This window comes from Arthrobacter sp. NPDC056493 (assembly GCF_042795115.1).
Lineage (GTDB): Bacteria > Actinomycetota > Actinomycetes > Actinomycetales > Micrococcaceae > Arthrobacter.
Genome location: NZ_JBHTSL010000019.1, coordinates 41,672 through 66,429, shown reverse-complemented (window position 1 = coordinate 66,429; position 24,758 = coordinate 41,672). Strand labels below are relative to the sequence as shown.

The following is a 24,758-nucleotide window of genomic DNA, read 5'->3' as shown; positions in this document are numbered from 1 at the left end:
CGGCAGCAACCTGCTTGACCGGAGGCGAGCATCCGCGGGACCCTCTGAGATGAGACTCCTGAAGGACACGACCAGTGCGCTGAGGCACAACAACTGATCGCTGCCAGACAAGCCCTATCCGACCGGGACTGCAAAGCTGGATTCAGCGGTGCGAGGCTATTGCCGGCACCCCTCTCCAACGCTCATGACCGTTAAGAAGGATCCAATGAGTATTTCAAATTCCGAGCCCCGGACTGCAGAAGTAAATCCGCGCAAGGAGCAATCCACCGCCCTCCGCGCGGGCAGCATCGGCGTCCTGGGCATTCTCTTTTTCGTTCTTTCCGCCCAGGCTCCGCTGACCGGCATCGTCGGCGCAGCGCCCCTGGCGGCTGCACTCGGCAATGGCGCCGGGGCACCGGGCGCTTACCTCATCGTGGGCATTGTCATTGTCATCTTCGCCGTCGGGTTCGTGGCCATGAGCCGGAAGGTGCAGGCCAACGGCGCCTTTTACGCCTACATCACCGCCGCCTTCGGCAGAAAGACAGGCACAGGAGCTGCCTGGCTGGCACTGCTGGCGTACAGCACGGTGCAGGCCGCCATGTACGGACTCTACGGCGTGGCCTTCTCCGGACTGCTGGCCTCGGCCGGCGTGACCGTTCCCTGGTGGCTCCTTGCCGGTGCCACCATGGCAGGCGTGCAAGTGCTGGGATCGAAGAACATCGAACTCGGCGCCCGCGTCCTGGCGTTCCTTGTGGGCCTGGAAGTGGCGATTCTGCTGCTCTTCGGATTCACCGTCCTGCTGAAGGGCGGCGGCCCGGAAGGCCTCAATGTGGCAGCCTCGTTTTCCCCCGAGGCGATCGCAAGCGGAGCTCCCGGCGTTGCCATCATGTTCGCAGTGGCCTCCATGTTCGGCTTCGAGTCGACGGCCATCTACTCCGCCGAGGCCAAGGATCCCCACCGGACGGTGGCGCGGGCAACGTATCTCTCCGTAGGCATCATCGCGGTGTTCTTCGCCTTCATTACGTGGATGCTGGTGAGCTTCTACGGGCCCTCGCACGTGATCGACGCCGCAGGAGCCGCCCTGGAGTCGGGAGACGCGACCTCATTCGTGATCGGGCCCCTGGTCGAGTTGTTCGGCCCCTGGGCCGGCGTGACTGCAGGCATTCTCCTGGTGACGTCCCTCCTGGCGGGCATCATCGCCTTCCACAACGGCATTAACCGCTACCTGCACTCGCTGGCCCTGCGCGGTTCCCTGCCTGCTGTCCTGGCCCGGACCAACAAGCACCGCGCACCCGCGTCGGCAGCCTGGGTCCAGACCACCGTCGCGGTGCTCCTTGTGAGCCCGTTCGCAGTGTTGGGGATGGACCCCGTGCTGACCCTCTTCTCATGGTTCAGCGGGCTGGCTGTTGCAGCGCTGCTGGTGCTGTATATGCTCTGCTCCCTGGCGGTCGTCGTATTCTTCCGCCGCGAACGGGTGTCCGGGCAGCTCTGGCAGACCGTGATCGCGCCGGCCGTTGCTTCGCTGCTGCTGGCCTGGGTTCTCTACCTGGTGGTCAGCAACTTCACGTCCCTCATCGGCGGGAGCGCCGAAACGGCCACCGGACTGCTGGTGGCCGTCCCGGTGATGTTCCTGGCCGGGGTGCTGGCGGAAATCGGCGTGGAGAAACGGGGCCGCACCTCAGGGCTTGAGTTCGCCGATGAGGCTGCTGTCAGCGGCAACTAAGGGCCCGTCGTCGGCTAACGGTTCGTTAGGGACGACGACGACGGCGGGCTGGCCGTGCAGCCCGCCGTCCCGCCGGGCATCCCGGCGGCCGTCCCTCCGGGCGAGGCCGCCGGCGAGCAACAGCAGTGCCGCGATGCAGGCCGCGGCTATGCCGGCCAACACGGGGTCACGCGGCCATTGCCCGGTCATTCCAAGCAGGGCCGGCACCGTTGCCGTGGTCTGGCTGGCCAGAACCAGGGACCAGCCGATCAGCGGCGACAGCCGGCTCCGACCGAGCGCCAGCGAGAAGAAGAACAGCATCCACAGGTAGGACCAGCAGAGCCACAGCACCGCCAGCAGCGGGTCCTCAGGGAACCAGGCTGCGGCGAGCAGAAGGCCGCACCCGGCCACCATGCCGCAGAACCAGCCGAGGCCATTGGACCCCAGCGCCAGCAGGAAATCCAGGCCGACGTAGACGTAGGTCAGGCCGAACAGGAACATGCCGGCCGCCGAAAGCAGCAGCTGCGGGCCGCCGTCGTTAAGGCCGGAAGAGGCCGAACTCAAAGAGGCAACGCCCAGGGCAAGCTGGATAGTGCCTATGACCAGGCTGAACACGGCAGCGTCGCGGCGCGGAAGGTGCCCGAGCGGTGCTAGCCCGTTGACAAGCAGCGCTGCACCGGAAAGGAGGAGGCACACGTACGCCATCAGTGTGCCTTCCTGGCGCACGACATTGAACGCCCGGATCTCATAATACGGAAATTAACTGTCACAATACGGAGAATAGAGGATAGCTGCCCTCCCCGCTACGCGGCTGCGGTCTTAATCGGTTAAGTTGAAAGCTCAACAATATGCAGGCGCAAAGATACACTTTGGCGGTTGCTCGCGGAAGTAAGGGACAGATTCATGGATGCACGGCTGGAGGCGGTCAGGGATACGGTCCTGGCGCGGAATCCCGGCGAGGCGGAGTTCCACCAGGCGGTGGTCGAGGTGTTCGAAAGCCTCGGCCCGGTTCATGACCGGCACCCCGAGTTCCTTGAAGCCGCCATCCTGGAACGGCTCTGCGAGCCCGAACGGCAGATCATCTTCCGGGTGCCGTGGACCGACGATTCCGGCCGGGTCCAGATCAACCGCGGCTTCCGCGTGGAGTTCAACTCGGCGCTGGGCCCCTACAAGGGCGGCCTCCGGTTCCACCCGTCCGTCTACCTCGGAATTGTGAAGTTCCTCGGCTTCGAGCAGATCTTCAAGAATGCCCTCACCGGCATGCCGATCGGCGGGGGCAAGGGCGGTTCAGACTTCGACCCCCGCGGCCGCAGTGACGCCGAGGTGATGCGGTTCTGCCAGTCGTTCATGACTGAGCTGTACCGGCATATCGGCGAGTACACGGACGTGCCTGCCGGCGACATTGGCGTGGGTGGCCGGGAAATCGGCTACCTCTTCGGGCAGTACAAACGCATCACCAACCGCTACGAATCAGGAGTCCTGACCGGCAAGGGCATCTCCTGGGGCGGTTCCCTGGTCCGGCCAGAGGCCACAGGGTTCGGCACGGTGATCTTCACAGAGGAGATGCTCAAGACGCAGGGCTCATCCTTCGACGGGCAGCGCGTGGTTGTTTCCGGCTCCGGCAACGTGGCCATCAATGCCATCGCGAAGGCCCAGACGCTCGGCGCCAGCGTGGTGGCGTGTTCCGACTCCTCCGGTTACGTGGTGGATGAGGCCGGGATCGACGTCGACCTGCTCCGCGAGGTGAAGGAAGTGGACCGCGGCCGCCTGAAGGACTACGCGGAACGCAGGGGCGGCGTCTCCTACGTGGACGGCGGATCCGTGTGGGACGTCGACGCGACGGTGGCGCTGCCCTGCGCCACCCAGAACGAGCTCGACGGCGATGCTGCCGCCCGCCTGGTGCGCAATGGCCTCCTCGCGCTCGGTGAAGGCGCCAACATGCCCTCCACCCGGGACGCCGTGGCGGTGTTCCAGGAGGCGGGCGTGCTGTTCGGGCCGGGCAAGGCCGCCAACGCGGGCGGCGTGGCCACTTCGGCGCTTGAAATGCAGCAGAACGCGAGCCGGGACTCCTGGTCCTTCGAGCACACGGAACAGCGCCTCACGGACATCATGGTGGGAATCCACCACCGCTGCGCTTCCACCGCGGATGAGTACGGCGAACCCGGCAACTACGTGCTGGGCGCCAACATCGGCGGCTTTGTCAAAGTGGCGGACGCGATGCTCGCCCAGGGTTTGATCTAGGGCTGGGCTGGGCTGGGCTGATCTGGGCGCCGGCTGCTTAGGCGCCGCGCCGCCAGTCGGTGGGTGATTCGCCGAAGGCGTCCCGGAAGGTGCGGCTGAAGTGCGCCGCGTCCAGGAATCCCCACCGTGCCGCCACGGCTCCCACGGAGGTGCCCGAGTGCAGCGGGTCCCTGAGGTCCCGGCGGACGCGCTCGAGCCGGCGGCTCCGGATCCAGCTGGCAACTGTGGTGCCGGATTCGTGGAAGACGTTGTGGAGGTGGCGGGTGGAAATGAAATGGGCCGCGGCAATGCCGGCCGGCGACAGCTGCGGGTCGGCGAGGTTCGCCTCAATGTATTCACGGACCGACGTGGCCAGCAGCGCTTGCGGCTTCATGCTGTCCGCAGCCAGGTCCAGTTCCGAATGAAGCATGGTGGAGACGAGGTCAAGCGTGTTGGCAGCGAGCCGGGAACCGCTCGGCCCGCTGAGTGCCTCCAGGTTGCCGGCGAGCTGCCTGATGAACGGCCCCACAATGCCCGCCAGGCCCGTCCCGCCGGCCAGACGGACGGCCGACAGCTGTCCCACGTAATCCGGCGGCAGCGACAGGGATTCATGCGGGAACATGACCACCATCATGCGGGCCGCATCTTCGAACGCCAGTGTGTACGGGCGGTTGGTGTCGTAGATGGCCAGGTCGCCGGGACGGAGCACGGCCTCGCGGTTGTCCTGGATGAGGAGCCCGGTGCCCTCCAGCTGGAGGTTGAGCTTGAAATAGCGCTGGTCCGACTGCGCCAGAAGTGCCGGTGTGCGGTGGACGCTGTGTCCCGAAGCCGAAACTTCCACGATGCACGTGCGGTCCAGCACCCTGGAACGCATGCGGCCGCGGAATTGCTCGGGCCGCTCCGTTTCGGCGGCCAGCGGCACAAAGGACTGCGCTACGAGGTGCCTCCAGTGGTCAAAGGAGGTGGCCACGCTGGACGTGAGGGCCTGGTCCGCGGGGTGGGGCGTGGTTGCTGGCATGAACGTTCCTGACGCCGGTCGGCTATCTGAATAGGGTCCCCAACACTGTGTCCTGGAACACAGTCATTTCAGGTTAGCGGCCAAATTCGGCCCTGTCATCTTTTTTCAACACATGGCGAAAAAAGATTTGGTGAACACAGGCGGTCGGGCCGATTACTTGTTCTTGCCCCGGGCTGCCACCACCCAGCGGTCCACGAGTTCGGCACCGCGAACCACGGCGACGTCGTCCACCAGGTTCATCGCAAGGCACACGTGGTTGGGGATGACGCGCAACCGGTCCCCGATGGCAGGCGCAGTATCGGGCCCGTGCCACTCGACAGTTGCGTGGTGCTCCGACAGTGCGGTAATCCGGGCGTCGGGATAGTCCATCAGCCGCCCGAAGCCGCTTGCCCACGCGGGCCGGTCGCTGCCGAGAACCTTGCTGCCGGCGTCGATGATGAAACGTGCCGGTCCGTCCGCGGGGGCCGCATGGTGGCTGACCACGGTGGCTGCCACTGTCAGCGCGATGTCCTCGAGGGCGCACCGCCCCAGTTCCAGCTGCTGGGCGTCGCCAAAGACATACACCCCTGGACGCACCTCGGTGGCAGCGGAATTCCCGGTCAGCATCGCCGTCGGCGTGGAGCCGCCGCTGCGGCAGGTGACGTCGAATCCTGCCGCGGCAAGAACCTCGGACGCCTGGTTCAGCGCCTGCTGCTCCTGCCTGGCGGCCTCGATGGGCATGCCCGGCGCATAGCTGTGTCCCGGGAAGGTGAAGACTCCCTCGACTTTCAGCCCTGCGCGCGCCGCCGCCTCGGCGACCGGGGCGACGGATTCCGGGTGGACGCCGCTGCGGTGGTGGCCGCTGTCGACTTCCACCAGAACGCTGACGTTCCCAGCCGCCTTCCCGAGCCCGGATCCCAGCGTCGTTGCACCCTCCACGGAGTCCACGCCGGCGGCGATCTGCGCAGTCTGCGACAGGCGCCGGAGGCGGTTGGCTTTGTGCGGCGAAATCCAGAGGGGGTAGGCGATGAACAGGTTGTCCACTCCGGCAGCTGCGAACACTTCAGCCTCGCCGATGGTTGCCACCGTCAGCCCGGAGGCTCCGGCTGCGATCTGGCGGGCGGCGATTTCGGGAACCTTGTGGGTCTTGGCGTGCGGGCGCAGGCTCAGGCCCCGCGCCCGGACGGCTGACGCCATCCGCTCGATATTCCGGTCGAGTATGTCGACGTCGATCATGATGTCCGGTGTATCGATTTCCTGCGGGATGGTCACTGTCGGGGTCTCCTGGTTGCGGGTCGGTTCCTGCGGTCCGCGCGGGTCCGCAGCGAGTGGGGGTCTTCAGGCTCGCGGGGTGAGCCGGCTAGTGGGCCAGCAGGGAAAGGAAGCCCTCGAGCTGCCCGTCCAGTCCGAGCTCCGTCTGGCCCTCGGGAAGCAGTGCAGCCGCGATCTGGGCGCCCAGCAGCATGTTGAGCAGCTGGCCGGCCAGGCTGTCGTCGTCGACGGCGGTGCTCACGTCCCCGCTGTCCCTGGCCTCCGCAAGGTGGCGCCGGATCGTATCCAGCCACTGCTGCATGGATTCCCGGTGGATCTGCGCTTTGCCGGGATCGTTGATGGCCTTCTGCCAGAAGGGGATGACGATCCGGGCTTCATTGATCCTTTCCTCGTCCAGCGGGAGCACCTCGACGCAGAAGGCCCGCAGGGCCGCCAGTCCCGACAGTCCGGCGGTGACTTCGGCGATGCGCTCGTTGGTCCGGTTGAAGACGTGCCCGAACGCGAACGTCAGCAGCGTGTCCTTGGTGGGAAAGTAGGGTTTGAGCGCACCGTTTGCAAAGCCTGCCTCGGTGGCAATTTCCCGCATCGTGGCGCTTTCAATGCCCATCCGGGCGATGATCCGCCAGGTCGCATCGACGAGTTCCAGGCGGCGCTCGTCGTGGTCAACAATCTTTGGCACGCGGCCGCTCCCCAGTAAATATTTTCGCCCAGACTCTTGTGAGCCATCTTACGTTCGCTTATTCTCTACAACTATAGAAAATAAAAATCCGACCCGCCAGGGTCCCGGACGAAGGCCGCCATGACGCTCTCCATCACAGAAACAGCCAGCCCGTTCCGCCTTGCCTCAGCCGCGGACATCGGCGCGGTGCAGGGCATTCTTCGTTCCGGGGGCCTCCTTGGCCCGGAGAAGCGCCTTGCCTACCTGGGCCTTCTGGACCCTGCCCGAGAAACCGACGGGGCACGCGGATCCGACCGCGCCCGTGAAACCGCCAGCGAGGCGGAAGACCGGCGGTTCCGGGTCTTCATCCACGACGTCTCCGGCGCCCGTCCCCAGGACGTCACTGTCTCGGTCACCAGCGGCACGGTGATCTCCGCCGTCGAACTCGACACCGCGGCCACCGGCGAACTGCCGGTCCTGGAAGAGGAGTTCGAGGTGGTGGAGCAGTTGCTGGCCACGGACGGGCGGTGGCTTGAGGCCCTGGCCGCGCGGAACCTGGACGCCAGCAAGGTCCGGGTGGCGCCGCTGTCAGCGGGTGTGTTCGAGTACCCGGAAGAGAAGGGTCGCCGCATCCTCCGCGGCCTCGCCTTCGTGCAGGACTTCCCCGAGGACAGCGCCTGGGCCCACCCGGTGGACGGGCTCGTGGCGTACGTCGACGTGGTCAGCAAGGAAGTCACCCAGGTCATTGACTTGGGCCCAATGCCAATCCCGGCAGAGCATGGCAACTACACCGATCCCGAGCTCACGGGTCCGCTCCGCACCACCCAGAAGCCCATCAGCATCACCCAGCCCGAAGGCCCCAGCTTCACCGTGACCGGCGGCAACCACATCGAGTGGGAGAAGTGGAGCCTCGACGTCGGCTTTGACGTCCGGGAGGGCGTGGTCCTGCACAACATCGGCTTCCGGGACGGGGACCGGCTCCGGCCCATCATCAACCGCGCGTCGATCGCCGAGATGGTGGTCCCGTACGGCGACCCGTCCCCGATCCGGTCCTGGCAGAACTACTTCGACACGGGGGAGTACCTCGTGGGGCAGTACGCGAACTCCCTCGAACTGGGCTGCGACTGCCTTGGCGAGATCACCTACCTCAGCCCGGTCATCAGCGACGCCTTCGGCAACCCGCGGGAGATCCGCAACGGCATCTGCATGCACGAGGAGGACTGGGGCATCCTGGCCAAGCACTCCGACCTCTGGACCGGGATCAACTACACCCGCCGGAACCGCCGCATGGTGATCTCCTTCTTCGCCACGATCGGCAACTACGACTACGGCTTCTACTGGTACCTCTACCTCGACGGCACCATCGAATTCGAAGCCAAGGCCACCGGCGTCGTCTTCACGTCCGCCTTCCCGGAAGGCGGCTCGGACAACATCTCCCAGCTCGCCCCCGGCCTGGGGGCCCCGTTCCACCAGCACATCTTCAGCGCCCGCCTGGACATGGCCATCGACGGGTTCACCAACAGGGTGGAGGAAGAGGACGTGGTCCGGCAGGCCATGGGCCCGGGCAACGAGCGCGGCAACGCGTTCTCCCGGAAGCGCACCGTGCTGGCCCGCGAGTCGGAGGCCGTCCGGGAAGCGGATGCCCGCTCCGGCCGGACCTGGATCATCTCCAACCCCGAATCCCGCAACCGCCTGGGCGAGCCGGTGGGCTACAAGCTGCATTCCCACAACCAGCCCACGCTCATGGCAGACCCCGGGTCCTCCATTGCCCGGCGGGCGGCGTTTGCCACCAAGGACCTGTGGGTCACCCGGTACGCCGACGACGAGCGCTACCCGACCGGCGACTTCGTCAACCAGCACTCCGGCGGCGCGGGCCTTCCCGCCTACATCGCCCAGGACCGCGACATCGACGGCCAGGACATCGTTGTGTGGCACACCTTCGGACTCACACACTTCCCGCGCGTCGAGGACTGGCCCATCATGCCGGTGGACACGGTGGGCTTCAAGCTCCGCCCCGAGGGCTTCTTCGACCGCAGCCCGGTCCTGGACGTGCCCGCCAACCCGAACGCACAGTCGGGATCCCACTGCCATGGCTAGGCACAGGCCGTGACTGCCTTGCAGCGATGGGGCCGGTCCACAGGTCCCATCGCCAGGTCCCGTCATATCCTGCACTCCCGCGCCGTCTCGGCCGTGACCGCCGCTTCCTGCGGGGTGCATCTGTGGCTGGTCGCCGGGAACCACCACAGTCCGTGGCTGAGCGCCGTGATGCTCGGGATGGTCGGGGTCTGCCTGCCCTGCGCCGTGCACCTGTGGCGCGGCGGCCGGGATAGTGCCCTGCGTCAGGTGATGGGCTGCGCCCTGGCCATGACAGCCGTGCACGCGGTCCTGCTGCTCAGCGGCCCCGCCTTCTCCGGGGGAGGATCGTCCGGGCACGCCCATTCCGGGGCGGCCGCGTTGCCGGTGCCGGGAGCCGGCTCGTCCGGCTTGTTGGCGCCGGGGGCCGAAGGCCTGCTGGCAATCGTCGTCCTGGAAATTACGACGGCGTTCCTCGCCGCGACGCTGCTCGCCCGCCTTCGCTCCGTCCCCCGGACAGCGGCGCCGGTTCGATGACACGGACAGGGTGGGGGCGGGGCCCCGCCTGCTCCATGCTGGAATGGAGCCCTGGCGGAGGGCCTGTTTTGCGGATGACGGAGTGCGAATGATCCTGCTCGATTCACTGGAGCGCCAGATTGTGGCTGCCCTGCAGCTGGATCCCCGCTGCCCGTGGCGGAAGATGGCCGCCGTCCTCGGCGAGCCGGAGCGCACCGTCGCCCGGCGCGGGGCGCAGCTCCTGGAATCCGGCGCCGTCGCCATCGCCGCCGTCCGGCCGCATCCGGCGTCGATGCTGGTGGAAATGCGCTGCACCCCGGGCACGGCCCGCGCCGCTGCCCAATCACTGGCGCAGCGCTCTGACACCACGTTCGTCTATACCGTCACAGGCAATGGGGACTGCGTGGCCGAGATCCTCACCAATCCTGACCGGATGGGGGACATCCTCTCCGACGAACTGCCCTCCACAATCGGCCTGCGGCACTCCGTGAGTTATCCGGTGCTGCGGTATTTCCGGACCATCCAGGGCTGGCGGCCCGAGATGCTCACGGCCGAGCAGGCCGACGCGCTGCGCTCGCCGGTTGCTTCAGATGCGGGTGTTTTCGCAGTCAGGCAGGCCCTGAGCCGGCAGGACACCGAGCTCGTGGAAGCCCTCTGCGCGGATGGACGCATCAGTTTCGAGGCCCTGGCACGGCGGGTCGGGGTCTCGGAAGCAACAGCCCGCCGGCGCTGCGAATGGCTGCTTGCCAACAACCAGGTCCAGCCCCGCGTGGTGGTGGAACCCGCTGCCCTGGGGCTCGCCGTCGAGGCGCTGCTGTGGATCAGGGCTGCGCCGCACCAGGTGGAACAGCTCGGCAGGAGCCTGGCCGAGCTGCCCACGGTGCGCTATGCGGCAGCGCTCGCCGGTGGCTACCAGATCGTGGCGGACGTGACCGTGCCCGACCTGCCGTCCCTGTACCGCCTGATAACTGCTTCCGACTGGGCGGCACAGGCCGCCGGCGTGGACGTGTCCGTGCTGCTGGATGCGCGCAAGCGCGGCGGACGCATCATGCGGGCTGGTTGAGGCCCCCCAGTTTGGGAGCGACGGCGGCGTAGTGCGTCTGCTGCTCGAACGCCCTTGCCCAGCGCAGCAGCTGCACATCGGTGTAGTGGTTGGAGGCCAGTTGCAGCCCGATGGGCAGGCCCGAGCTGCTGAACCCGGCAGGCAGGCTCAGCACCGGCAGGCCGGTGGCGGAGAGCAGGCACGCCGACCGCATCCAGTCCAGGTAGGTTTCCGAGGCCACGCCGGCCACCTCCTGCGGGTAGCGCAGCGACGCATCGAACGGCAGGACCTGCGCACACGGGCTGGCAAAGATGTCGTAGCGCGTGAAGAAGTCCTGCACTTTGTGTTCCAGCCGGGTGCGGGCAGCGTCGGTGGCAATGATGTCCTCGGCTGTGAGGGCCAGACCCTTGGCGACGTTCCACCGCACCTCCGGCTTGATGAGGTCGCCTGATTCGGCGACCAGCCCGCCCAGCCCGGCGGCGAAATCCAGTGCGCGCGTGTTGCCGAACACCAGATCCGCCTCGCTGAAATCCGGGCACGCCTCCTCCACCACTGCTCCCAGTTCCTCAAACACTGCGAGTTGGCGTTCCAGGTGGTCGGCGATTTCCGGTTCAACCGGAACCCCGATGCCAAAGTCCCGGGACCAGCCGATCCGGATGCCGCGCATGTCGGTCCCAAGCCCGGCCCGGAAATCGGCCGGATCGATCACCTGTGGGTGCGGCACGCGCGGATCCCGTCCAGCGGTGACGGACATGAACAGTGCGATGTCATCCACAGTGCGCGCCATCGGGCCGGTCCGTCCCAGCCAGGACCAGGCGTTGAGATCGGACGGCATCGGAATGACGGCCTGGGACGGCCGGAATCCGACGATGTTGCAGAAGGACGCGGGGATCCGCAGCGAGCCACCCATATCGCTGCCGTCACCCATTGCCTGCACGCGGGATCCGACGACGGCGGCCACGCCGCCGCTGCTTCCGCCTGAGCTAAGCGCGGGCGCATAAGGATTGGTAGTGGTGCCGAAGAGCTCGTTGAACGTGTGGGAGCCTGCCCCGAACTCGGGAACGTTCGTCTTTCCCGTGCTGATCACGCCGGCCGCCTTGAGCCGGGCGATGATCAGGTCGTCCCTGGCCGGCACGAAGTCCTTCAACACCACCGAGCCCTGGGTGGTGCGCATGCCGGCGGTGTTGTTGGTGTCCTTGTGGGTCAGGGGCAGGCCGTGCAGGGGCGGCAGCTCGGCGCCGGAGGCAGTGAGTTCGTCGGCGCGGGCTGCCCGCTTGGCTGCGCCCTCGGCGTCGAGGGTCACCACCGCGTTGAGCCGGGGATTCACAACGGCAATGCGTTCGAGGTGGCAGTCAAGGGCCTCCCTCGCCGAGATTTCCCTGTTCCGGATGGCGGCGGTGAGCTCGACGGCGGAAAGTTCGCTGATGGCGTCAGACATGGTGCTCCTTCGGGCGGCGGTTGAAGACTGCGCGGTTGTACCCTGCACAGTTGTTCTTCCCTGAAGTGTGGTGGACCGGAAGCGGGAGCGGAAGGCATCAGCAAATGAATCCGCGGCATGACTGATCCGGCCAGAACTTTGGCCGATTCCGCCATCCCTTGCCGTCCCGGACCGGTCTCCCGGACAGTATTCCTAACCTGCTGGCCGATCCGGTCGGAGGAACAGATTCCGCAACGCAGCGGTCCTGCCCGCGGCATCAGCATCGCCGGCCCACAGCGGGCCACAATCAGGAGGCTCCCATGCACGCATCCCTGGCACCCACCGGCTCCACGGACATCCTTGCAATCGCCAATGCCCCCGTCCTCTGGCTCTGCGTGGCAGGCGTCTTCGGCGTCATCGTGATCCAGTCGCTGATCTTCCTCAGGGCAGTGCGCCGGGCAGCACCCTCGGTGCAGATGACACCAGGGGACATCAGGACGTCGTTCCGGTCCGGTGCTGTCTCGGCGATCGGCCCCTCACTCGCCGTCGCGCTCGTGGCCATCGCGCTGCTGGCACTCTTCGGCGCACCCGCCGTGCTATCCAGGATCGGACTGATCGGCTCAGCCGCCTACGACGTCTCGGCGGCCGGCATCGCTGCCGGCACCCTGGGAGCCAAGCTCGGCGACGAGAGCTACACCCAAAGCGTTTTCGCGGTGGCGTTCTTTGCCATGAGCATCGGCGGAGCCATGTGGATGATCGCCACGCTGATCCTCACCCCGTTGCTCCGCCGCGGCGACGCCAAGGTCCGCGCGATCAACCCGGCGGCCATGGCCATTGTCCCCGCGGCGGCCCTTATCGGCGCGTTCGCGTGCCTGGGCTTCACGGAGCTGCCAAAGTCCGGTACCCACGTGGTCACCTTTGCCGTGTCCGCCGCCGTGATGGCGCTGTCCCTGCTGCTGGCCAAGGCACTCGACAGGAGCTGGCTGCGGGAGTGGGGCCTGGGCATCTCGATCGTCGCCGCCCTCGCCGCCGCACTTTTCACGTCCGGCGCCTGAGCCGCGCGTCCGCCTCAGCGCGACCCGTTAGAACCCGAACCGGACCAACCCAGATCCCCTTAATACCGGACAGGAATCCAGTTATGACCGCCACCAGCACCGCACCAGCCGCCACGGACCAAGCCATGGCCGAGTTTGACCGCACCACCTCGCGTTGGGGACGCACCACCATGATCGCGGGCCTGCTGGTCTCCGTCGCCGGCCCCCTGTACCTCGTCTTCGCCGGCGGACTGGACATTGCGCCGGCGCAGCTCTGGATCGCCTTCGCCGCCGTCGCCGCCACCTTTGGGATCATCTGGATCGTCGAGCCGCTGACGTACTACCCCATCCTTGGACCGGCCGCCATGTACCAGGCCTTCATGATCGGCAACATCTCCAACAAGCTGCTGCCAGCCGCCCTGATCGCGCAGACCAACATCGGCGCCAAGCCCGGAACCCGCCGCGGCCAGCTGGCCTCCGTCGTCGCCATCTGCGGTGCGGCCGCCGTACACCTGGCCTCACTGGTCCTCTTCGTGGGGCTGCTGGGGAGCTGGCTCATCAGCGTTATTCCGCCTGCCGTCATGAATGTGACCCGCCTGTATGTGCTGCCCGCGGTCCTCGGCGCCGTGCTGGTCCAGGCCATTGTCTCCATGAAGCAGCCCAGGACCACCGTCATCGCCCTGGCCGTGGCAGCCGCCGTCGTCTTCCTTGTCCTCCCGGCGGTTCCGGGACTGGCCATGGTCTCCACCGCCATCGCCGTCCTGGGGACGGTGCTGCTGGCGTGGTTCCTCCGGGACAGGCGGCCTGCCACGGCCAGCCGCCCGGCACAGCCGTTGCACCTCGAGTAAACCGACACCCCACGAAAGGCGCTGGGTGCGTTCTGCCGGTCAGTCCCGGTGGAACGCACCCTTTTGCCGTGCCAGTGGCTACGCGTGCCATTGAGTATTTACGGTGCCAGCCGGCGGAACTCCGAACCGAAGTGCACCAGCGGGTCCGGGGCCTCGGACAGTTCCGCGCTGCTGCCCATGGCCAGCACCTCGCCCACAACCAGCAGGTGGGTCGCGGCAGAATGGACCGAAACGGTCCGCAGCTCGAAGTAGGCGAGGCAGCCGTCGATAACCGCGGCTCCTGTGGCCGGTCCGCGGCGGAACGGGACCTGCGCCAGCAGCCCGTGCAGAGGTGTCCCCGGACTGGCCAGCCACGTCGCCGTGCGCTCGTGCTTGCCGGAGAGAACGCTCAGGGCCCAGGTGCCCGCCTCCTCCACGGCCTCGCCGATACGGGACTCCGCGTACAGACTGACCAGCATGGTGGGCGGGTCGTAGGAAACCGACAGGAAGGCGCTGACCGTGGCGGCGTAGTCCCTGTTCCGCAGCCGGGTGGAAACCACAGCGACGCCGGCGGTGATGTCCGAACTCAGCCTGCGGTACAGGTCCACGTCGGCGTCCAGCCGACCCTCGCCCAACCGGTGTGCCTCCAGCGGCCCTGAAGTTTCCATGAGCCCCATCGTGCCACGTGGGGCGGTTGTTAACGCTGTTAAGAGTGTGACGAAACCACTACGGCTGTGGCGCACCTAACGCAATGGCAACCCAGCATCTGTAAGCCAATGGCCCGCCGTCGTTAACCATCCGTTCATCTCGCACCCCAAAACTTGTTACCTGCGGCCCTTAACTTCAGTGAAGGTACAAAAAGTACGCATCTCACGTTCGGACGTCTCCGGTCCGCACCGCATCAGAAACCCTGGAAGGGGTACACCCAGTGAAGGCACTCCGCTTCAGCCGCCACGCGGCAATCGCTGTTATCGCCGCTGGCGCACTCGCGCTCACCGCCTGTGGTTCAGACAATGCCACGAACGCCGCCCCGGCAGGCAGCGCCTCCGCCGCCGGCACCAAGGTCACCGGCACCCTGACCGGCATCGGCTCCTCCGCGCAGGGCGCGGCCATGGACGTCTGGAAGACCAACTTCGCCTCCGCCAACCAGGGCGCCACCGTACAGTACTCCCCGGACGGCTCCGGCGCCGGGCGCAAGGCCATCCTCGACGGTTCGGCACAGTTCGCCGGCTCCGACGCCTACCTGAAGGATGAGGAACTGGCTTCCGCCAAGAAGGTGTGCGGCCCCGAGGGTGCCATCGAGATCCCCGTCTACATCTCGCCGATCGCCATTGCGTTCAACCTGCCGGACATCACCGAGCTGAAGCTGGACGCCCCCACCGCGGCCAAGATCTTCCGTGGCGAAATCGCCAAGTGGAACGACCCCGCCATTGCCGCCCTGAACCCGGACGCCAAGCTCCCGGACCTCGCCGTCACCCCGGTGAGCCGCTCTGACGACTCAGGCACCACCAAGAACTTCACCGAGTACCTCTCCGCTACGGCTCCCGATGTCTGGAAGGACAAGGCCGACGGCATCTGGCCTGCATCCCTCAAGGGCGAGAACGCCAAGGGCACGTCCGGCGTCGTCAAGACCGTTACCGACACCCCCGGTGCCGTGACCTACGCCGACGACTCCGCCGTTGGCGGCAAGCTGGGCATCGCCCAGATCAAGGTCGGTTCCGAGTTCGTCAAGATCTCCCCGGAAGCCGCGTCCAAGGCAGTCGACGCCGGCAAGGCAGTTGAAGGCCGCGCCGACACCGACGGTGCCATCAAGCTTGACCGCACCACCACCGAAGCCGGCGCGTACCCGGTGGTCCTGGTTTCCTACCACATCGTCTGCTCCACCTACGACAAGCAGGAAACCGTCGACCTGGTCAAGGCTTTCGAGAACTACGTAGTTTCCGAAGAGGGCCAGAAGGCTGCCGCCGAGTCCGCCAAGTCGGCTCCGATCTCCGCCGCCCTGGCCGCGAAGGCCGTCAAGTCCATCGAATCCATCAAGGTCAAGTCGTAACGTCTTGTCCTGAACGCCGAAGTTCCCCGCCCAGCCGCCAGGCAGGGCGGGGAACTTAGCCGTGTAACCCGCGGTTTCAGCACGATCCACCTCTGACGCATCACCAACACCGAAGGGCCGGGTATGACCACCACCTCCCTGACCAGTTCCCGAGGCGCCGGCCGCGCCGGGGACAAAGTCTTCTCCGGAGCGGCCCTCGCAGCAGGCTGCCTGATCCTTGCCGTACTGTTCGGCGTGGCTCTCTTCCTCGTCATCCAGGCGATTCCCGCCTTCACCGCGCCGGCCGCGGACATCCAGGGCGGCGAGGGCTTCTTTGCGTACATCTGGCCGATCGTCGTCGGTACCCTCATCGCGGCCATCATCGCCCTGGCCATCGCCACGCCGGTGTCCATCGGCGTCGCGCTCTTCATCTCGCACTTCGCCCCGCGCGGCCTGGCCTCGGGGCTCGGCTACGTGATCGACCTGCTCGCCGCGATCCCCTCCGTCATCTACGGTGCCTGGGGCGCCGCCTTCCTGGCCCCGCAGATTTCGCCCGCTTACGGCTGGCTCGCCGCGAACATGGGCTGGCTGCCCATCTTCCACGGTCCGGCCTCCGCCACGGGCAAGACCATCCTGACCGCCGGCATCGTGCTGTCCGTCATGGTGATCCCCATCATCACCTCGCTGTCCCGCGAGATCTTCCTCCAGACCCCCAAGCTGCACGAGGAAGCAGCCCTCGCGCTGGGCGCCACGCGCTGGGAAATGATCAAGATGTCGGTACTGCCCTTCGCCCGGCCGGGCATCATCAGCGCCGTCATGCTGGGCCTCGGCCGCGCCCTGGGTGAAACCATGGCCGTGGCGCTGGTGCTGTCCTCCGGTGCGCTCACGGCCAGCCTGATCCAGTCCGGCAACCAGACCATCGCCGCCGAGATCGCCCTGAACTTCCCGGAGGCCAGCGGCCTCAAGGTGAGCATGCTGATCGCCGCGGGCCTGGTCCTGTTCGTGATCACCCTCGCCGTCAACATGATCGCCCGGTGGATCATCAGCCGGCACAAAGAATTCTCGGGAGCCAACTAAATGACCTCCACCCTGACCCCGGTCCGCAAGCGGTCCGCCCTGACGAAGGGCCAGTTGCCCAAGTACGCCCCCTACGTGGTCCTGGGCGTCGCGCTGGTCCTCGGGGCTGCCATCCTTGCCCTGATCGGATTCAACGCCTTCGGCTGGGGAGTTGTCTCCGCCATCCTGTTCGCCGCTGGACTCGTCGGATGGAGTGCCGCCGTTGAGGGTGCGCGCAAGGCCAAGGACAAGCTGGCAACCTGCCTCGTGGTCGGCGCCTTCCTCGTGGCGCTGCTCCCGCTGATCTCCGTCATCTGGACCGTCGTGGTCAACGGCGTTCCCGGCCTGCTCAACCCCGGCTTCCTCGGCACGTCGATGAATGGCGTCACCGGGGTGTTCGACAACCGGGCCGCGGAAGGCACCGGACCCGTCATCGGCGGCATTTACCACGCCCTCATCGGCACCGTGCAGATCACCCTGCTGGCCACCGTCATCTCCGTTCCGGTGGGCCTGCTGACGGCGGTTTACCTCGTCGAATACGGCAACGACCGCCCGCTGGCCCGCGCCATTACGTTCTTCGTGGACGTCATGACCGGCATCCCGTCCATCGTCGCAGGACTCTTTGCCGCCGCGTTCTTCTTCGCGGTGGTGGGGCCCGGCACCAAGACCGGCGCCGTCGCCGCCGTCGCGCTGTCCGTGCTGATGATCCCGGTGGTGGTCCGCTCCAGCGAGGAAATGCTGAAGATTGTCCCCAACGAGCTCCGCGAGGCCGCCTACGCGCTGGGCGTCCGCAAGTGGCGGACCATCCTCAAGGTGGTCATCCCGACGGCGATCTCCGGCATTGCGTCCGGCGTCACCCTGGCGATCGCCCGGGTGATCGGTGAGACTGCACCGATCCTGGTGACCGCAGGGTTTGCGACGAGCATCAACAACAACGTGTTCGGTGGGTGGATGGCCTCGCTGCCGACGTTCATCTACACGCAGATCCTGAACCCCACCTCCCCGTCCAACCCCGACCCGTCGTCGCAGCGGGCGTGGGGTGCCGCCCTGGTCCTCATCATCCTGGTGATGCTGCTCAACCTCGGCGCCCGCCTGATCGCCCGGGTCTTCGCACCGAAGACCGGCCGCTAGGCGTCCCCGGCCATACCGGATCGTATTTCGGCTCGGGAAGCCGGGAATTAGACTTCATTTCATACCAGCAAGTTAAGGAACATCATGTCCAAGCGCATCGACGTCAAAGACCTGAACGTGTACTACGGCAATTTCCTGGCCGTTGAGGACGTCAGCATCAACATCGAGGCCAAGTCCGTTACCGCGTTCATTGGCCCCTCGGGCTGCGGCAAATCCACCTTCCTGCGCACGCTGAACCGCATGCACGAGGTGCTGCCGGGCGCCCGCGTCGAGGGTGAGGTGCTGCTCGACGGCGACAACCTGTACGGACCCGGCGTGGACCCGGTGACGGTGCGCTCCCAGATCGGCATGGTGTTCCAGCGGCCCAACCCGTTCCCCACCATGTCCATCCGGGACAACGTCCTGGCCGGCGTGAAACTGAACAACCAGAAGATCTCCAAGGGCGAGGCAGATGCCCTGGTGGAGCGCTCACTCCAGGGCGCCAACCTCTGGAACGAGGTCAAGGACCGCCTGGAGAAGCCCGGTTCGGGACTGTCCGGCGGCCAGCAGCAGCGTCTCTGCATTGCCCGCGCCATTGCCGTGGAGCCGCAGGTGATCCTCATGGATGAGCCGTGTTCCGCGCTGGACCCGATCTCCACCCTGGCCGTTGAGGACCTCATCAACGAGCTCAAGGACCAGTACACAGTGGTGATCGTGACCCACAACATGCAGCAGGCCGCCCGCGTCTCGGACAAGACGGCGTTCTTCAACATCGCCGGCACCGGCAAGCCGGGCAAGCTGATCGAGTTCGCCGAGACCAGCACCATCTTCAACAACCCGAGCCAGAAGGCCACCGAGGACTACGTCTCCGGCCGCTTCGGATAACACACAAGCCATCGATTGCTCCGTAACTGCCCTTTTGAACGCCCAGAAGGGCAGCTACGGAGCAATCGATGTTTAACGCGGGTTTCAGATGCCGATTAGCGGGGAGAGCGCCAGTTCGAGGACGAAGGCCCCCGCGGCCGTGGCTGCCGGCGTCAGGACCCACAGCGACAGGATCCGGGTTACCAGTTTGCGGTGGATGGTGGCGAACTGCTGGTTTTCCCCGGCGCCCAGCACTGAGGACGTGACCGTGTGGGTGGTGGACACGGGCCAGTGCAGTCCGATGGCGCCAATAAACAGCAGGAGCGCACTGAAGCCCTGGGCCACCACTCCGCGCAGGGGATCGATCCGGGTGAGCCGGTAGCCAATGGTGTGCGAGATGCGCCAGCCGCCAAACAGTGTGCCCGCCGTGATCGTTGCCGCGGACAGCACCGCCACCCACAGGGGAAGCGAGCCGCCGTCGGAATAGCCGGCCGCCAGCAGGGCCAGGATGAATACGGCGCTGACCCGCTGGCCGTCCTGGAGGCCGTGGCCAAAGGCCACGGCGCCGGCGGCGATGGCCTGGGCGGACCGGAACCGTTTGTTGACCACGCTCGGCTGGGTGTAGCGCGCAGCCCAGGTGACGGGAAACACCAGCAGGTAGGCGGCGACGAAGGCAACAACAGGCGAGAGGACCAGGGGGAGGACCACCTGGAACAGGAGCGACTGGTCCACGCCGCCCACCGAATTGCCGCCCACCACCACGCTGGCGGTTCCGGCCCCCGCCAGTCCACCCACCAGGGCATGCGTGGAGGAGGACGGGACGCCCCGCCACCACAGGAAAATGCCCCAGGCGCACGCGCTGGCAACGCCGGCGGCGATGATGGTCAGGCCGCTGTCCCCCCGCGGGAGGGCAACCCAGTTCTGGCTGATGGCCACGGCCAGTCCGGCGCTCAACAGGGCGCCGATGAGGTTGAAAAGGGCGGCCAGCAGTACTGCCACGGTGGGGGTCAGGGCGCGTGTGCGCACGGCCAGGGCCACCGATGTGGACACGTCGCGGAAACCGTTGATGAAGGAAAATGCCGCGGTGAGGAGCACCACCAGGGCGAAGATGAACAGCGTCACCTCAGGATTCCTTGACGATGATGCTGCCCACCAGGGTTGCGATCCGGCGCATGTCCTTGGTGACGTCCACCAGCTGGTTGGCGATGTCCCGGTTGCGGGCATACTGGGCTGACTTCATGTCCTTGAGCATGTCCGCGACCCACACGCGGTGCGTGCGTTCGGCCCGCTTGGCCAGGCGCAGGACCTCGATCCAGTAGTCCTCAAGGTCGTCCAGGTTGTTCAGCCGGCGCATGGCGTCAGCCGTAAGCTCGGCCTGGCGGCTGATGATCTCCAACTGGTCGGCGGCGCGCTTCGGCAGCCGGTCCAGGTTGTACAGCGCCACCAGCTCGGCCGCGGCGTCCAGCTTTTCAATGGCTTCGTTCAGGCTCTGCGACAGGGCGTACATGTCCTCGCGGGGGAGGGGATTCACGAAGCTGGTGCGCATATGGGTCAGGAGGGCGAAGTGCAGCTCGGCCGACTTTGCCTCGTGGTTGTGCATGTCCTCCACCAGCCGGTTGTGTTCGGTGGCCGGTGCGCCCAGGATTTCCGCCATGGTGGCGCTGGCAAAGACGATCTGCCGGGCCAGCTGCGAAAGAAGGTTCAGGCCTGCGGGTTCCTGGGGAAAAAGGCGCAGCTTCATGAGTACCGGTCTCCGGAGGATCGTCAGGGCGGGACGCCGCGGGAGTCTTTGACTTGACGTCCGAGCCGCAGCTAGTCAGTACTTTACCGGCACCTGCGTTGGGGCATAAAAATGGTGCCGAACCGGATACGCCTCTCGGCGGTAGGCCGCTCTAGGCGGCTAAATGTTGAAGCCCGGGGGTTTCGCGGTTCGGCACCTATTTCAGTGTTCTACTTTGGCTGGGCCAAGTCAACATTGACAGATCGGGGCTGATGGGTCAGTCAAGCTCACCCAGCCGCCAGGCATTGGCAGCGTGTTCCAGGTCCTCTGCGGTCTTCACGAGAAGGTGGGAGTTGCGCGTCAGCTTGCGCGCGTGGCTCTCGTTCGAGTGCTCCGCGCCGTCCGCCAGCGTGGCCTGGCCGAGCGCCACCACGCGGCAGAACGCGGCGGACCGCTCCAGCGCAACGTCGAAGTCGCCGTCGAAGGCTCCGGACAGGATGGCGTCCGCCATGTTCTTCATTTCATCGGCGCCAGGCGGCTCTGCCGCACCGGCCACCACGTTGGAGACCTGGGCGGTGTCCTTGCCCGCCTTGAAATATACGGAGATGCGCTCGGGATCCTGCACCGTTGCCGCGCGGAGGGCATACAGCCGCCACAGCGCGCCGGGCAGCGAGCGTGCCGGGCTTTCAGCCCACATTTCCGCTATTGCCTCAAGCCCCTGCTCGTCGGCCAGCTTAACCAGCCGTTTGGTGATGACGGGATCATCGCTGTCCCGCCCGTGGCGCACCAGGGCCTGGGCGGCCAGGTGCGCGGCTTCCGAGACACGCGCCGGGTCGGCGCCGCCTGCGAAAGGTTCGAAATCAATGGGCGCAAAAGGCTTCGGTTTGTGGTGCCGCTCCGCCCCGCCCGGGCCGCTGGTTCCTGCATTCTGGCTCATGGTCCCACGCTACTCCTGCAGGGAACCGGAATCGAGCGTCCTCTGCAGCGCCCGGCTGGCCTCCAACCACAGCGCCAAAGCCTCGCCGCCTCCCGGCAAAGACACGTTCGACGGCGGCGGCGGGGCGCCGTCCTGAAGTCGCCACCGTCTGGGGTACAGTATTAAACGTCCAGAAATGGACGGGAACTGTTTCGCGTTTGCAGGCTGTTGAAGCCCGCATTCCAGCAGACAGTTTGGGCCTTTAGCTCAGTTGGTAGAGCATCGGACTTTTAATCCGTGGGTCGTGGGTTCGATCCCCACAGGGCCCACTCTTTTAGCGAAGAGTGGAGACCCCCAATTCCTTGCAAATACAGGGAATTGGGGGTTTTTTGCATCCAGCTCCGTCGAGGTGCCCGACCCTGTTAGAGGGTGCCCACCCAACGGAAACCCAACTAATTCGATTCCACCGCGGCGGAAGAAAGACGCTCGAAAAGCTGCACCCCAAGCGGCGTGGCCTTTAGGGACTGGCTGAAGGCATCCGCAATCACAAACGTACCTGCCTCTGTGCCCACTCCCTCTTCGACGGGGTCCATCAACAAGCCAGCCCGGATGAGGTCCTGAATCAGCGGAAGAACGGCTTCGTCGAGCCCGAGTCCCTCGCCGACATCTGACACTTTCATGACGGGCCCCGTGCGCCACAGCGTGGATCCAGTTCCCCTGGGCGCGGGGTGCTCCAGGAACAGGCCCAGAATGCGGATGTGCGGCGGCTCGACGACAGAAACAATTCTGAGCCAGACGCTCTCCAGATCGAGCAGAGCGTCATCGGCGAGGATCGCTCCCAGAGACTGGCCTAGCGTGGCAGCCTTCCCGGGCAATCGGGACCTCCTGGCGGCATCGATGGCTTCCGCAGCTAGCAGGACCAGGTCATCGCGCTCGATTAGCTCGCGAACGACTTCCTCCGGCGACAGCGCACTCTCTTTGCTGGCCGCCGCCAAGACTTCGGACGTACGGACCTGTTGCAGGGTATTGAGTCGTTCACCCACGGCTTGAAGGGCCGCTCCTACCCCAGCCAGGGGTATCGCCGCCGCCGGATAGACGACACTGAGAAAAGCGACGGCGGACGCTAACGTCCCCTTTCCTGCGGCTCCTAGACCGTACTGGTGGGGGAGTGGATCATCTGATGGGTTCTCGTCGGCCGGAGTGTCTCCGTTTGGGTTCTCGTAGTTCACTGCACGACCCGATCAAGAACGTCGGCGACCTCCGAGTGCACAACCTTGCGCCCCATGTACACGTCTTGGGTCATCGACACCTGAGCGTGGCCGAGCTGGTCCGCTCCGATGCGGGCGGAGAGCCCTTGGGCGTCAATGAGAGTGGCAACAGTCTTGCGGAAGGTGTGGGACGTGACCCAGTCGAGCTTTAGCGCGGCACGTACTCGTCGCCATTGCTTGCTGACTGCAGACGGGTCACGGAGGGCACCGGTCGTGGACGGAAAGATCACGTCATTGATGTTGGCCACAGCGGCGACCTGCCGGCCCATCAGCATCGAAACGGCAAAGTCGGGGAGCGGCAGTGTCCTGGCGCCCGACTTGGTTTTCGTGAAGCTCTCGCGGATCATGCCGCCGCCCGGCACGCGGTTGACTTTGCCGGATATGGTCACCGTCTTGGCAGCGAGGTCGATGTCCTTCCAGCGGATCCCGAGCACTTCGGAGATGCGGGCTCCCGTGGCGGCGAACATGATCACCACATCGGTCAGATCGGCGTGTGAGCAGTATTCACTGATGGTCTGGTTGGGTGTGACCTTGTTGGCCGGGTTTAGCTTGACGGGGGAATTCCGGAGGGCATCAATCACCCCACGCAGTTGGTCCACGGTGAGGGCCCGGGCAGGCTTGGATTCCATCTTGATCGTGCCGACGTCGCGGACGGGGTTTGAGGTCGCCGCCCCGTACCGTACAGCGAGGCCAAACATGCCGCTGAGGATGACGCGGGCAGACTTGGCAACGGAGAGCCCGTGGTTGGCCTTCAGAGCCTTCACGAAGCCGTCCAGGCGCTGGGTGGTGGCTTCGCGGATCTTGTAGCCGCCCAGGCCCTTGATGACGTAGCCGGACGCGTACCGGTAGCGCTCCATGGTCCGGATGGCGCGGCCTTCCTCGAGCAGGTGCGCCTCGTAGGCCTCCCAGAGGTCCGTGAGTCGGCTCTCGGGCGTCAGGTCCTCCACGGACGGCGCTGTGCGCTCTGCAAGGTGCGCATTGAGGTTCCGCTCGGCTTCGGCGCCGGTGCGGCCGTTACGCTCCACCAGTCGGGTCACGCCGTCCAAGTCCCGGACCCTGGCCTTGGCCACCCACCGGCCCTTGCCCAGCTCGGTGCGCTTGATCTTCCCCCATGAGCCGATGGGGAGCGGCGGCCTAGGCATTGGGATCATCCTCGACAACTTCGTTTCTGCCGGCATGGGTCAGTATGTCGAGTGCCCACTCTTGCTGCTGTTCGGCGTTGCCGAGGTCCTCAATGGCGCGCCGGGTTATGTTGCGCGCCTCGTCAAGCTTGTCCGCTGCAGTGAAAATGAGCTGGGACAGCGCGCTGGGATCCATCGCCATGGTGTGGCGGAGCATGTCGGTCCGTGACATCACAAACGAATCAGAGATGACGACGTTCCCGAAGTCATAGCGCCGGTACATCTCGGGAATGCTGCGGTTGAAGATCTGGGCCAGCGCCACAATCTCGGCGGCAACAAAAGCTCTCTTGCCTGACTCGGCCTGCGAAACAGTCGACCGAGACCAGGCTCCGCCCAGAAGCTCGCCTACTTTCTCTCCAAGCTCTGCCTGTGACATCTCGCCGCGGAATCGCCTGATGTTCTCCCCAATTACTGCTTCCAACCGCTTTGGCTCGGCCATAGTCGACTCCTTGTTGTTTATGAATTTCTAACCCAAGTATCACTGAAGCGTTGAGGCTTGACAAGCGCCAACAATATAGTGATAGTTAGATGCAGATAAACAACAAGCCAATTGTTTACCTATAGCTAACGAGGAGGAGAGCAAAGATGGCCACTATCCAGCTCCGCGCAGGCCATGACGCCGCCGAGCGGCACCTGACCATGCAGGATCTTGCGGACCGCTGCGGCGTCTCCCTGGCAACCGTCCGGCAGTGGCGGGTCAAGGGAACGGGGCCGCGGGGGATGGCGATCGGGAAGTACGTCCGGTTTCGCCTCTCCGATGTCCTCGCTTGGGAAGAATCCCGCGCCGACGCGAATGGCGCGGCCTGAGCGCAAAAAGAAAACGGCCCCGCAGGCACCACCCTGCAGGACCGTCCATCGAAAACCAACCAGCAGAAGG

Annotated in this window: 24 protein-coding genes and 1 tRNA gene; 13 read left to right on the top strand and 12 right to left on the bottom strand. The window is 65.9% G+C overall.

Translation table 11 applies throughout. The annotated features are described in order from the left end of the window. The first annotated feature begins 205 nt into the window (after window positions 1-205). Window positions 206-1,702, top strand: coding sequence for an APC family permease (locus ACFQ50_RS10420; protein ID WP_377995451.1), 1,497 nt, complete (start codon window positions 206-208; stop codon window positions 1,700-1,702). On the opposite strand, the gene ACFQ50_RS10415 is transcribed toward ACFQ50_RS10420, so the two are convergent. Continuing rightward, entirely contained in the window at window positions 1,658-2,386 is a 729-nt protein-coding gene (locus tag ACFQ50_RS10415; RefSeq protein ID WP_377995450.1) for an AmiS/UreI family transporter, read from the bottom strand. The two genes, ACFQ50_RS10420 and ACFQ50_RS10415, sit on opposite strands and share 45 nt — an antisense overlap. 198 nt (window positions 2,387-2,584) lie before the next feature. Between ACFQ50_RS10415 and gdhA the strand changes: the two genes are divergently transcribed. Further along, complete coding sequence (gene gdhA / locus ACFQ50_RS10410) at window positions 2,585-3,922, top strand: NADP-specific glutamate dehydrogenase (protein ID WP_377995449.1); 1,338 nt, start codon at window positions 2,585-2,587, stop codon at window positions 3,920-3,922. Window positions 3,923-3,959: 37 nt separating this feature from the next. Here the strand turns inward: gdhA and ACFQ50_RS10405 are convergent, their stop codons facing one another. The 3 genes from ACFQ50_RS10405 to ACFQ50_RS10395 form a co-directional block, all read right to left on the bottom strand. Further along, window positions 3,960-4,919, bottom strand: coding sequence for a helix-turn-helix domain-containing protein (locus ACFQ50_RS10405; protein ID WP_377995448.1), 960 nt, complete (start codon window positions 4,917-4,919; stop codon window positions 3,960-3,962). 153 nt (window positions 4,920-5,072) lie between these two features. Next, on the bottom strand, window positions 5,073-6,134 hold the full coding sequence (locus ACFQ50_RS10400) for a D-TA family PLP-dependent enzyme (protein ID WP_377995463.1): 1,062 nt from the start codon (window positions 6,132-6,134) through the stop codon (window positions 5,073-5,075). A gap of 124 nt (window positions 6,135-6,258) precedes the next feature. Beyond that, on the bottom strand, window positions 6,259-6,849 hold the full coding sequence (locus tag ACFQ50_RS10395) for a TetR/AcrR family transcriptional regulator (RefSeq protein ID WP_377995447.1): 591 nt from the start codon (window positions 6,847-6,849) through the stop codon (window positions 6,259-6,261). A 120-nt stretch (window positions 6,850-6,969) separates the two neighbouring features. Here ACFQ50_RS10395 and ACFQ50_RS10390 point away from each other — a divergent pair, with 120 nt between their 5' ends. The 3 genes from ACFQ50_RS10390 to ACFQ50_RS10380 all read left to right on the top strand — a co-directional run bounded on the left by ACFQ50_RS10390 (window position 6,970) and on the right by ACFQ50_RS10380 (window position 10,480). After that, a complete protein-coding gene (locus ACFQ50_RS10390) occupies window positions 6,970-8,925 on the top strand; it encodes a primary-amine oxidase (protein WP_377995446.1) in 1,956 nt (651 codons plus the stop codon). A 9-nt stretch (window positions 8,926-8,934) separates the two neighbouring features. Continuing rightward, complete coding sequence (locus ACFQ50_RS10385; protein ID WP_377995445.1) at window positions 8,935-9,438, top strand: hypothetical protein; 504 nt, start codon at window positions 8,935-8,937, stop codon at window positions 9,436-9,438. A gap of 88 nt (window positions 9,439-9,526) precedes the next feature. Further along, the gene (locus tag ACFQ50_RS10380) at window positions 9,527-10,480 is read left to right on the top strand and encodes an Lrp/AsnC family transcriptional regulator (protein WP_377995444.1); all 954 of its coding nucleotides are present in this window, start codon (window positions 9,527-9,529) and stop codon (window positions 10,478-10,480) included. Here ACFQ50_RS10380 and ACFQ50_RS10375 read toward each other — a convergent pair. Next, complete coding sequence (locus tag ACFQ50_RS10375) at window positions 10,464-11,897, bottom strand: amidase (RefSeq protein WP_377995443.1); 1,434 nt, start codon at window positions 11,895-11,897, stop codon at window positions 10,464-10,466. The genes ACFQ50_RS10380 and ACFQ50_RS10375 overlap by 17 nt on opposite strands. 299 nt (window positions 11,898-12,196) lie before the next feature. Here ACFQ50_RS10375 and ACFQ50_RS10370 point away from each other — a divergent pair, with 299 nt between their 5' ends. Continuing rightward, the gene (locus ACFQ50_RS10370) at window positions 12,197-12,931 is read left to right on the top strand and encodes a DUF5058 family protein (protein WP_377995442.1); all 735 of its coding nucleotides are present in this window, start codon (window positions 12,197-12,199) and stop codon (window positions 12,929-12,931) included. Window positions 12,932-13,014: 83 nt separating this feature from the next. After that, on the top strand, window positions 13,015-13,758 hold the full coding sequence (locus ACFQ50_RS10365; protein ID WP_377995441.1) for a hypothetical protein: 744 nt from the start codon (window positions 13,015-13,017) through the stop codon (window positions 13,756-13,758). Window positions 13,759-13,856: 98 nt separating this feature from the next. On the opposite strand, the gene ACFQ50_RS10360 is transcribed toward ACFQ50_RS10365, so the two are convergent. Further along, complete coding sequence (locus tag ACFQ50_RS10360) at window positions 13,857-14,405, bottom strand: flavin reductase family protein (RefSeq protein WP_377995440.1); 549 nt, start codon at window positions 14,403-14,405, stop codon at window positions 13,857-13,859. A gap of 260 nt (window positions 14,406-14,665) precedes the next feature. Here ACFQ50_RS10360 and pstS point away from each other — a divergent pair, with 260 nt between their 5' ends. The 4 genes from pstS to pstB all read left to right on the top strand — a co-directional run bounded on the left by pstS (window position 14,666) and on the right by pstB (window position 18,817). Then, a complete protein-coding gene (gene pstS, locus ACFQ50_RS10355) occupies window positions 14,666-15,787 on the top strand; it encodes a phosphate ABC transporter substrate-binding protein PstS (protein ID WP_377995439.1) in 1,122 nt (373 codons plus the stop codon). A gap of 123 nt (window positions 15,788-15,910) precedes the next feature. After that, complete coding sequence (pstC, locus tag ACFQ50_RS10350) at window positions 15,911-16,843, top strand: phosphate ABC transporter permease subunit PstC (protein ID WP_377995438.1); 933 nt, start codon at window positions 15,911-15,913, stop codon at window positions 16,841-16,843. Next, window positions 16,844-17,953, top strand: a complete 1,110-nt coding sequence (gene pstA, locus ACFQ50_RS10345) for a phosphate ABC transporter permease PstA (RefSeq protein ID WP_377995437.1) — start codon at window positions 16,844-16,846, stop codon at window positions 17,951-17,953. It begins immediately after the preceding gene. A gap of 84 nt (window positions 17,954-18,037) precedes the next feature. Continuing rightward, window positions 18,038-18,817 (top strand): phosphate ABC transporter ATP-binding protein PstB, encoded by a 780-nt coding sequence (gene pstB, locus ACFQ50_RS10340; RefSeq protein ID WP_377995436.1) that lies wholly within the window; start codon window positions 18,038-18,040, stop codon window positions 18,815-18,817. An 84-nt stretch (window positions 18,818-18,901) separates the two neighbouring features. On the opposite strand, the gene ACFQ50_RS10335 is transcribed toward pstB, so the two are convergent. From ACFQ50_RS10335 to ACFQ50_RS10325, 3 genes are all read right to left on the bottom strand, one after another. Next, window positions 18,902-19,918, bottom strand: a complete 1,017-nt coding sequence (locus ACFQ50_RS10335) for an anion permease (protein WP_377995435.1) — start codon at window positions 19,916-19,918, stop codon at window positions 18,902-18,904. A 1-nt stretch (window position 19,919) separates the two neighbouring features. Next, window positions 19,920-20,537: a DUF47 domain-containing protein gene (locus ACFQ50_RS10330; protein WP_377953153.1), complete on the bottom strand. Its 618-nt coding sequence runs from the start codon at window positions 20,535-20,537 to the stop codon at window positions 19,920-19,922. A 256-nt stretch (window positions 20,538-20,793) separates the two neighbouring features. After that, window positions 20,794-21,453, bottom strand: a complete 660-nt coding sequence (locus tag ACFQ50_RS10325) for a hypothetical protein (RefSeq protein ID WP_377995434.1) — start codon at window positions 21,451-21,453, stop codon at window positions 20,794-20,796. A gap of 235 nt (window positions 21,454-21,688) precedes the next feature. On the opposite strand from ACFQ50_RS10325, the gene ACFQ50_RS10320 reads away from it, so the two are divergent. Then, a tRNA-Lys gene (locus tag ACFQ50_RS10320) sits at window positions 21,689-21,761 on the top strand. A gap of 123 nt (window positions 21,762-21,884) precedes the next feature. On the opposite strand, the gene ACFQ50_RS10315 is transcribed toward ACFQ50_RS10320, so the two are convergent. From ACFQ50_RS10315 to ACFQ50_RS10305, 3 genes are read right to left on the bottom strand one after another with little or no spacing between them, the layout of a single operon-like run. Then, the gene (locus ACFQ50_RS10315) at window positions 21,885-22,661 is read right to left on the bottom strand and encodes a hypothetical protein (RefSeq protein WP_377995433.1); all 777 of its coding nucleotides are present in this window, start codon (window positions 22,659-22,661) and stop codon (window positions 21,885-21,887) included. Then, a complete protein-coding gene (xerC, locus tag ACFQ50_RS10310; protein WP_377995432.1) occupies window positions 22,658-23,842 on the bottom strand; it encodes a tyrosine recombinase XerC in 1,185 nt (394 codons plus the stop codon). The genes ACFQ50_RS10315 and xerC overlap by 4 nt, the downstream gene beginning before the upstream one ends. After that, window positions 23,835-24,320 carry a helix-turn-helix domain-containing protein gene (locus ACFQ50_RS10305; RefSeq protein WP_377995431.1) on the bottom strand — a complete coding sequence of 162 codons (486 nt, stop codon included), beginning with the start codon at window positions 24,318-24,320 and terminating at the stop codon, window positions 23,835-23,837. The genes xerC and ACFQ50_RS10305 overlap by 8 nt, the downstream gene beginning before the upstream one ends. Window positions 24,321-24,466: 146 nt before the next feature. On the opposite strand from ACFQ50_RS10305, the gene ACFQ50_RS10300 reads away from it, so the two are divergent. Beyond that, window positions 24,467-24,688 carry a helix-turn-helix transcriptional regulator gene (locus ACFQ50_RS10300; RefSeq protein ID WP_377995430.1) on the top strand — a complete coding sequence of 74 codons (222 nt, stop codon included), beginning with the start codon at window positions 24,467-24,469 and terminating at the stop codon, window positions 24,686-24,688. Window positions 24,689-24,758: the final 70 nt, after the last annotated feature.